Raw genomic sequence first — 8583 nt, 5'->3', positions numbered from 1 at the left:
GCTCTATGGCGTCGGCTCGGTGGCCGAGGCCGCGGCGCTGGCTGCGGCTGGACCGGGCGGCGAACTGGTGCAGCCGCGCATCGCAACCGCGCGCGTCACCTGCGCGCTCGCCAGAAGCCTCGCATGACCATCCATTTCATCGGCGCCGGCCCCGGCGCGCCCGATCTCATCACGCTGCGCGGTCGCGACCTGATCGCGGCTTCGCCTGTGTGCCTCTACGCGGGCTCGCTGATCCCCAAGGCGATGCTCGACTGGTGCCCGCCGGGCGCACGCGTCGTCGACACCGCCCCGCTCGATCTCGACGCGATCATCGCCGAGATGGAGGCGGCGCATCGCGCCGGGCAGGACGTGGCGCGCCTGCATTCCGGCGATCTCTCGATCTGGAGCGCCTGCGGCGAACAGATGCGCCGGCTCGACCGGGCAGGCATCGCCTATACGGTGACGCCGGGCGTTCCGGCCTTTGCCGCCGCAGCTGCCGTGCTGAAGCGCGAACTCACCTTGCCGGGCGTCGCTCAATCGCTGGTGCTGACGCGCACCTCGGGCCGCGCTTCGGCCATGCCGGAAAAAGAGAAGCTCGCGACCTTCGCCGCTTCCGGCGCGACGCTTGCCATCCACCTCTCGATCCATGTCGTCGAGCAGGTCGTGGCGGAATTGACGCCGTTCTACGGCGCCGATTGCCCGGTCGCGGTCGTGTTCCGCGCGACATGGCCTGACGAGACCGTGCTGCAGGGCAGGCTCGCCGATATCGCCCCAAAGGTTCGGGCCAGCGAACTCGAACGCACGGCGCTGATCCTCGTCGGGCCGGCACTGGCGGCCGATGATTTCGGCGAGAGCGCGCTCTATTCGGTCGATTACGACCGCCGCTTCCGGCCGCGGGGCGGGCCATGAGCGCGCGCGGGCTACTCATCGCCGCGCCGCGCTCCGGCTCCGGCAAGACCACGATCACGCTCGGATTGCAGCGCGCGCTGGTGCAGCGGGGGTTGACCGTGCGCGGCCTGAAATGCGGACCGGATTATATCGACCCGGCCTTCCATGCCGCCGCGACGGGGGCGCCCAGCGCCAATCTCGACAGCTACGCGATGACTGACGGGTTGCTCGGCCGGATCGCCGGCGAAGCGGCTGACGCCGCCGACATCGTCATCGCCGAGGGCTCGATGGGGCTGTTCGACGCCGTACCGGGACCGGAGGGACATACAGGCGCCGGCGCCGATATCGCGGCGCTGACGGGCTGGCCGGTCGTGCTCGTCATCGACGTGTCAGGCGCTGCGCAATCGGTGGCCGCGGTCGCGCTCGGCTGCAAGCTCTACGATCCGCGCATCCGCGTCGTCGGCGTGATCCTCAACAAGGTCGCTAGCGCCCGGCATGAACGACTGGTGCGGCAGGGCATGGACCGTATCGGCCTGCCCGTGCTGGGCGCCTTGCCGCGCGAGGCGAGCCTGATCCTGCCAGAGCGCCATCTCGGGTTGGTCCAGGCCGGCGAGACAGCCGACCTGCACGCACGGCTCGATGCGCTGGCGGAAGCTGTCTCGAAGACCATCGATCTCGATGCCGTGATGGCTGCTGCCGGCGCCACGACGCTCCTGACGACGGCTGGCGATGCGACCCCGCCCCTGCCCGCGCCCGGACGGCGGATCGCCATCGCCCGCGATGCCGCCTTCTCCTTCGTCTATCCGCATGTCGAGGCGGGCTGGCGCGCGGCGGGCGCGGAACTGGTGCCGTTCTCGCCGCTGAAGGACGAGGCCCCGCCGGAGGCTTGCGACGCCTGTTGGCTGCCCGGCGGCTATCCCGAATTGCATGCCGGCACGATCGCTGCGGCAAGCCGTTTCCTCGACGGGCTCCGGTCTTTCGCCTCGACCCGGCCAGTGCATGGCGAGTGCGGCGGCTACATGGTGCTCGGGCGCACGCTGACCGATGCCGATGGGGTCGCCCATGCCATGGCTGGCCTGCTCTCGGTCGAGACCTCCTTCGCCAAGCGGAAGATGAATCTCGGTTATCGCCGGGCGGTTCTGGAGGCGGATGGCCCGCTCGGACCGGCGGGCTCGGCGCTGACCGGGCATGAATTCCACTATGCCAGCATCGTCGCGCAGGGCGAGGACCCGGCCTTCGCCGTGGTGACCGATCCCCATGGCTCGGCGCCCATGCCATCCGGCAGCCGGCGCGGGCTGGTGACGGGCTCGTTCTTCCACGCCATCGCCACGGCGGGGTCGGCGTGAGCCGGCCGCCGGTCTTCGACGAAGGCTTTTCCCGGCAGTTCGAGGAGCTGCTGCGCTGGCGGCGCGATGTCCGGCGATTCAAGCGCGATCCGGTTCCGGATGCATTGATCGAGACGCTGCTAGCGCAGACCAGTCTCTCTCCTTCCGTCGGGCATGCGCAGCCCTGGCGCTGGATTCCCGTCGCGGAGCCGGCGCAGCGCGCTGCCGTGCAGGAGAGCTTCAGCCGCTGCAATGCGGACGCGCTCGCGTCCTATGAGGGCGAGCGGGCGGCGCTCTATGCCCGCCTGAAGCTCGAAGGCCTGCGGGAGGCGCCGGTGCAGTTCGCCGTGTTCTGCGACCACGGCACCGCGCGGGGCCATGGCCTCGGCCGGCGGACCATGCCGGAGATGCTGGATTACTCGGTGGTCGCGGCGATCACGCAGTTCTGGCTCTCGGCGCGTATCCATGGGCTCGGCGTCGGCTGGGTCTCGATCCTCGACCCCGCCGAGATCGCCAAGGTCCTCGGCACACTACCGGCGTGGAAGCTCGTCGCCTATCTCTGCGTCGGTTGGCCGGAAGAGGACTGCGACGAGCCCGAGTTGGTCAGGGCCGGCTGGGAGCGCGGCTGATCCTCGCCGGCCGCGATTGCCGCATCTTCGTTCTTAGAAAGCACCGGACAACGAAAAAGCCGGCCCCTTCAGGGCCGGCTTTGCGCATCTTCGGAACGAGGGCGGCGCCTCAGCGACGGAAGCCGCCGCCGATCACCCCGCCGACCACCCCGCCGAGAATCGAGCCGAAGGCGGCCGCGCCGGCCGTGTCGCCCGTGTTGCTGTCACGCGTCCGGACACGGCCCTGATATCCCGTGCTGGTCGTGCCGCGGCCCGCCGTGGCCGGGCCCCGATAGGTTTCGCCGCGCTCGCGAGCGAGATCGCGCTTGTACATCTCGTCGCCGTCATAGGAGCCGACGTTGCGGGTGGCAGCCTTCCCCTCTCCGGCCGGCTTGGCGCTACGCTTCTTCTCGGCCGCGGCCTTCTCCTCGGCGAGCACGGCCTGGTAGGCGGTCTCGCTCTGGACGCGCAGCGCGCTGACCTGCATCGCGGTCAGGAAGCCCGTCTCCGGGATGCCGCGCGACTTCTGCCAGGCCTGGATCGCCTTGCGCTGGCTCGGGCCGAAGGTCGCGGCAGCCTTGCCGGGCTGGAAGCCGCTGACGCGCAGGCGGGTCTGCACCTCGCGCCGATCCTTGGCCTCCAGCTTCATCGCGGTCTCGGTCTGCGCCGTGCCGATCTCCTTCTTCAGCGCTTCCTCGGTGACGCCGGGAGGCGTCGCGAGGAAGCCGGCCGCCGGCTTAGCCGCTTCGAGGCTGGCGAGACGGTTACGGGCGAAGGTGGCGAACTGGCCCGACGGGAAGGCGTCGAGATAGGCGCGGTAATCGGCGGCGGAATTGCCGCGTTCGGCGACTTCCCAGGTCTTGACGTCGAGCTGGGCGCGGTCGAGCGACGGAGCGGCCGGCATGGCCGGCATCGGCACGGCGGCATCGATGGTCTTGGTCGCGGCCACGCCCGGATCGACGGAAGCGAGCTTCAGCGTCGGGTTGAGCTTGAACTCGCCGATGATCGAGGAATTGGTCCAGGGCTTCTGCTTCTTGCCGGTCGCTTCCCAGACGTCGGCGCGCACGCGGTCCATCACCGTGGTGATCGACACCTCGGGCGTCTCGATATGCTTCAGCAGCGCGCTGGTGAAGGGGCTGTTGCCGTCGCGCTCGCCGTCCAGAGCGGTCGCCCGCGGATCGGTCGCGAAGGCGATCAGGATGCCGGAAGCCGACTGCGTCTCGATCGCCGTCAGGCCGCGGGTGACGGCGCGCGACTTCGCCGCGAGCTGGGCGGCGAAGGGATTGTCGCGGCAGGCATCGAGGATGACGATGTTGACGCGCTCGTCGCGCTGCATCTGGCGCAGCACGAGCTGGATGTTCACCGCCCGGAAATCGAGATCGGCTTCCGAACGCAGCGAGGCATCGACGGGGATCAGGTAGTTCTCGTCGCCGACGGCGATGCCGTGGCCGGCATAATAGACGAGGCCGGCCTTGGCGCCGTCGAGCTTCAGCGCGAACTCGCGCACGATGCCCGTCATCTCATCCATCTTGAGGTCGTACCCTTCGACGACGTCGAAGCCGAGGCGCTTCAGCGCAGCCGAGATGCCCTTGGCGTCGCGCTGCGGATTGGCGAGCGGCGGCACCGCCGTATAGGCGCTGTTGCCGATGACCAGCGCGACGCGCCGCTCGGGCACGGCCGCGGACGAAGGCGAGGCCAGCGCCACCGCTGAGAGCACCAGCGCAAAGGCGACAGCCATTCGGGCACGGAACCCTGGAACCAGAGACGCGAAGTTCACGACAACCTCCCCAATTCGGCAATCGGCTGCCCGTCCGCAACGGTCGGCGCAGCGCACGGTCAAAAAACAAGGCAGCAATATGGACGAAAGATGGCCACCATTTTTACCGCAACACGATCCGATGGTAAACCGGAACGTCTCTTTGTCGCGCGAGCAGCAATGCGGGTTCAAATCTTTTCCCGCGATCGCACGCCCGAACGCGAGCAGTGGCGCATGACGAGGGCGCCCGCATCCTCCATTCGCATGAAACGCGCTGCATAAGACGAAGGGATGAGAGCGCGCCTGCCAAGACCGCTTTGAAACCCGCCAGCGTTGACTTATGCCCGGAGCGCGGTGCAGCATGACATGCAAGGGGAACCGCTTAAACAAGAAAGATAAAGCTGATGAAGGCTGGCAATCGGCATGCCTGAGGATACTATTCTTTCGACATCAGGTCTTACAAAAGAATTTGCCGGCTTTACAGCTGTGAACGGCGTTGACCTCAATGTCCGCCGCGGCTCTATTCACGCCTTGATCGGCCCGAACGGCGCCGGCAAGACGACATGCTTCAACCTGTTGACGAAATTCCTCGCGCCGACACGCGGATCGATCGTCTATAACGGCCGCGACATCACCCGCGAGAAGCCGGCGGAGATCGCAAGGCTCGGCCTCGTCCGCTCCTTCCAAATTTCGGCGGTGTTCCCGCAGCTCTCGGTGCTGACCAATGTCCGCATCGCCCTGCAGCGGCGCAAGCGCGGCGATTCGTTCGATTTTTGGCGCTCGGAGCGCTCGCTGAAGGCGCTAGACGCCGAGGCCGCCGCCCTGGTCGAGGCTGTCGGCCTGACCCCGTTTCTCGGGCTGACCGCCGGCGAGCTCAGCTACGGCCGCAAGCGCGCGCTGGAGATCGCGACGACGCTGGCGCTCGACCCCGAAATGCTGCTGCTCGACGAACCGATGGCCGGCATGGGCCGCGAGGATGTCGACCGCATCGCGGCGCTGATCCGCAAGATCTCGGCCAAGCGCACCATTCTGATGGTCGAGCACAATCTCTCGGTCGTCGCCTCGCTCTCGGACCGCATCACCGTGCTGGCGCGCGGGCAGGTGCTGGCGGAGGGCGACTACGCCACCGTCTCGAAGGATCCGCGCGTGGTCGAGGCCTATATCGGCTCGGGAGGCGGACATGGCCACCACTGAAGCGCTGAAGACGCCGGCCGCCGCCGCCGGGACCGCCCCGCTGCTCAAGGTGCGTGGGCTCGAGGCCTGGTACGGCGAGAGCCATGTCCTGCACGGAATCGACTTCGACGTCGCGCCCGGCGAGGTGGTGACGCTGCTCGGCCGCAACGGCGCCGGCAAGACCACGACGCTGAAATCGATCATGGGCGTGCTGGCCAAGCGCAAGGGCTCGGTCGTGCTGGAGGGCAAGGAGACGATCGGCCTGCCCTCGCGCGCCATCGCCCGGCTCGGCATCGGCTTCGTGCCGGAGGAGCGCGGCATCTATGCCTCGCTCTCGGTCGAGGAGAACCTGATGCTGCCGCCGCAGGTGCGCCCCGGCGGGCTCTCGCTCGACGCGATCTTCACGCTCTTCCCCAATATCAAGGAGCGTCTGAAGAGCCAGGGCACCAAGCTCTCCGGCGGCGAGCAGCAGATGCTGGCGATCGGCCGCATCCTGCGCACCGGTGCGCATCTCCTCCTGCTGGACGAGCCGACCGAGGGCCTCGCCCCCGTCATCATCGAGCAGATCGGCCGCACCATCGCGAAGCTGAAGCAGGACGGCTTCACCATCATCCTGGTCGAGCAGAACTTCCGCTTCGCCCAGACGGTGGCGGACCGGCACTATGTGGTCGAGCAAGGCAAGGTGATCGACATGATCCCGAATGCCGAGCTCGACGCCAATATCGACAAGCTGCATCGCTATCTCGGCGTCTGAAGCAGCGCGATCCGCCAGAACAACGCCGGCTCGCCCGGCATCGACAGAGGGAGAACGACCATGAAGCTGAAGACGATTCTCGCGACCACGGCGCTTGCCGCCCTGATGGCGTCCCCGGCTCTCGCCCAGCAGATCTCGATCAAGGCCGGCGTACTGAACGACCGCTCCGGCATCTATGCCGACCTTGCCGGCGAGGGCTCTGTCGTCGCCGCGCGCATGGCGGTCGAGGACTTCAAGGCGGCCGACAAGGGCATCAAGGTCGAGATCGTCGCGGCCGACCACCAGAACAAGCCCGATGTCGGCTCGACCATCGCGCGGCAGTGGTACGACCAGGACGGCGTCGACCTGATCCTCGACGTGCCGACCTCCTCGGTCGCGCTGGCGGTTAGCCAGATCACCAAGGAGAAGAACAAGGTCAACATCAACTCTGGCGCCGGCTCGTCGGACCTCACCGGCAAGGCGTGCAACGCCAACACCATCCACTGGACCTACGACACCTACGCGCTGGCGCAGGGCACCGGCGGCGCCATGGTGAAGGCGGGCGGCGACAGCTGGTTCTTCCTCACCGCCGACTACGCCTTCGGCCATGCGCTGGAGCGCGACGCGACCGCCACGATCACCAAGGCCGGCGGCAAGGTCCTCGGTTCGGTCAAGACCCCGTTCCCGGGCACCGACTTCTCGTCCTTCCTGCTGCAGGCGCAGGCCTCCAAGGCCAAGGTCATCGGCCTTGCGAACGCCGGCAGCGACACCACCAACGCGATCAAGCAGGCGGGCGAGTTCGGCATCGTCGCGGGCGGCCAGAAGCTCGCAGGGCTGCTGGTCTTCATCAGCGACGTCCATGCGCTCGGCCTGCAGGCGGCGCAGGGCCTGGTCCTGACCGAGTCGTTCTACTGGGATCGCGACGACGGCACCCGTGCCTGGTCGGAGCGCTTCGCCAAGCTCAACGGCGGCAAGAAGCCGACCATGGTGCAGGCCGGCGTCTATTCCGGGCTGCTTCACTACCTGAAGGCGGTCGAGGCGACCAAGAGCAAGGATTCGGCCACCGTCGTCGCCAAGATGAAGGAGATGCCGACGGACGATCCGCTGTTCGGCAAGGGCTCGATCCGCCCCAACGGCCGCAAGATGCACGACATGTATCTCTACGAGGTCAAGAAGCCCTCGGAATCGAAGGGCCCGTGGGACTACTACAAGCAGGTCTCGGTCCTGCCGGCGGAGCAGGCCTTCCAGCCGCTGGCCGAGACGGGCTGCTCGCTCGTCAAGTAAGGCGCGGCTGAAAGCCGCCTGGACGTCCTCCGCCGTCATCCCGGGCGACCGCAGGTCGACCCGGGATCCATCGGAGGGCTCCGGAACTCTACGATGGATCCCGGCCCGGCGCTTCGCTTGGCCAGGATGACGAAGAGGTTCGAGAGCCCGCCCCATAAGATGATCTGAGCCCCGCATGTTCGAACTTCTCGGAGTCCCACCGCAGGCGCTGTTCGGCCAGGTCCTTCTCGGCCTGATCAACGGCTCGTTCTACGCCATCCTCAGCCTCGGGCTGGCGGTGATCTTCGGGCTGCTCAACATCATCAATTTCAGCCATGGCGCGCAGTACATGATGGGCGCCTTCGTGGCCTGGATGTGCCTGAACTATCTCGGCATCAACTACTGGGCGGCGCTGCTGCTGGCACCGATTATCGTCGGCGCCACCGGCGTCGCGATCGAACGATTGCTGCTCAAGCGCATCGCCCATCTCGACCATCTCTACGGCCTGCTGCTGACCTTCGGCCTGGCGCTGATCATCCAGGGCCTGTTCCGCAACCAGTACGGCTCCTCCGGCCTGCCCTATGCCATTCCGCCGCAACTCTCCGGCGGCCAGAATCTCGGCTTCATGTTCCTGCCGAACTACCGGGCCTGGGTGATCGCCGCTTCGCTGGTCGTCTGCCTGGGCACCTGGTTCCTGATCGAGAAGACCAAGCTCGGCGCCTATCTGCGCGCCGCGACCGAGAACCCGACCCTGACCCAAGCCTTCGGCATCAACGTGCCGCTGCTGGTGACGCTGACCTACGGCTTCGGCGTCGCGCTCGCGGCCTTCGCTGGGGTGCTCGCCGCGCCGATCTACTC

General features: G+C 67.6%; 9 protein-coding genes. 8 read left to right on the top strand and 1 reads right to left on the bottom strand.

The genetic code is table 11. From position 1 onward, the window contains the following. From JHD80_RS25880 to bluB, 4 genes are all read left to right on the top strand, one after another. On the top strand, positions 1–127 hold a 127-nt coding region (locus tag JHD80_RS25880; RefSeq protein WP_199093279.1), incomplete at its 5' end, for a cobalamin biosynthesis protein. Continuing rightward, positions 124–888, top strand: a complete 765-nt coding sequence (gene cobM / locus JHD80_RS25875) for a precorrin-4 C(11)-methyltransferase (protein ID WP_199093277.1) — start codon at positions 124–126, stop codon at positions 886–888. The genes JHD80_RS25880 and cobM, both read left to right, overlap by 4 nt. After that, on the top strand, positions 885–2213 hold the full coding sequence (locus tag JHD80_RS25870) for a cobyrinate a,c-diamide synthase (RefSeq protein ID WP_199093275.1): 1329 nt from the start codon (positions 885–887) through the stop codon (positions 2211–2213). The genes cobM and JHD80_RS25870 overlap by 4 nt, the downstream gene beginning before the upstream one ends. Further along, the gene (gene bluB / locus JHD80_RS25865) at positions 2210–2821 is read left to right on the top strand and encodes a 5,6-dimethylbenzimidazole synthase (RefSeq protein ID WP_199093273.1); all 612 of its coding nucleotides are present in this window, start codon (positions 2210–2212) and stop codon (positions 2819–2821) included. Before JHD80_RS25870 ends, bluB begins: the two co-directional genes overlap by 4 nt. Before the next feature lie 109 nt (positions 2822–2930). Here bluB and JHD80_RS25860 read toward each other — a convergent pair whose 3' ends face one another. Beyond that, on the bottom strand, positions 2931–4538 hold the full coding sequence (locus JHD80_RS25860) for a caspase family protein (protein WP_199093271.1): 1608 nt from the start codon (positions 4536–4538) through the stop codon (positions 2931–2933). 441 nt (positions 4539–4979) lie between these two features. Between JHD80_RS25860 and JHD80_RS25855 the strand changes: the two genes are divergently transcribed. The 4 genes from JHD80_RS25855 to JHD80_RS25840 form a co-directional block, all read left to right on the top strand. Beyond that, positions 4980–5750 carry an ABC transporter ATP-binding protein gene (locus tag JHD80_RS25855; protein WP_199093269.1) on the top strand — a complete coding sequence of 257 codons (771 nt, stop codon included), beginning with the start codon at positions 4980–4982 and terminating at the stop codon, positions 5748–5750. Beyond that, complete coding sequence (locus tag JHD80_RS25850) at positions 5737–6483, top strand: ABC transporter ATP-binding protein (RefSeq protein WP_199093267.1); 747 nt, start codon at positions 5737–5739, stop codon at positions 6481–6483. Before JHD80_RS25855 ends, JHD80_RS25850 begins: the two co-directional genes overlap by 14 nt. A gap of 60 nt (positions 6484–6543) precedes the next feature. Beyond that, a complete protein-coding gene (locus tag JHD80_RS25845) occupies positions 6544–7746 on the top strand; it encodes an ABC transporter substrate-binding protein (protein WP_199093265.1) in 1203 nt (400 codons plus the stop codon). A gap of 175 nt (positions 7747–7921) precedes the next feature. Continuing rightward, positions 7922–8583 (top strand): branched-chain amino acid ABC transporter permease (locus JHD80_RS25840; RefSeq protein ID WP_199093263.1); only part of this gene is annotated, 662 nt, incomplete at its 3' end.

It is taken from the genome of Allobosea sp. ASV33 (genome assembly GCF_016428755.1).
Lineage (GTDB): Bacteria > Pseudomonadota > Alphaproteobacteria > Rhizobiales > Beijerinckiaceae > Allobosea.
Note: the sequence above shows the minus strand (reverse complement) of the source record. Positions and strands in the feature narration are given on the sequence as shown.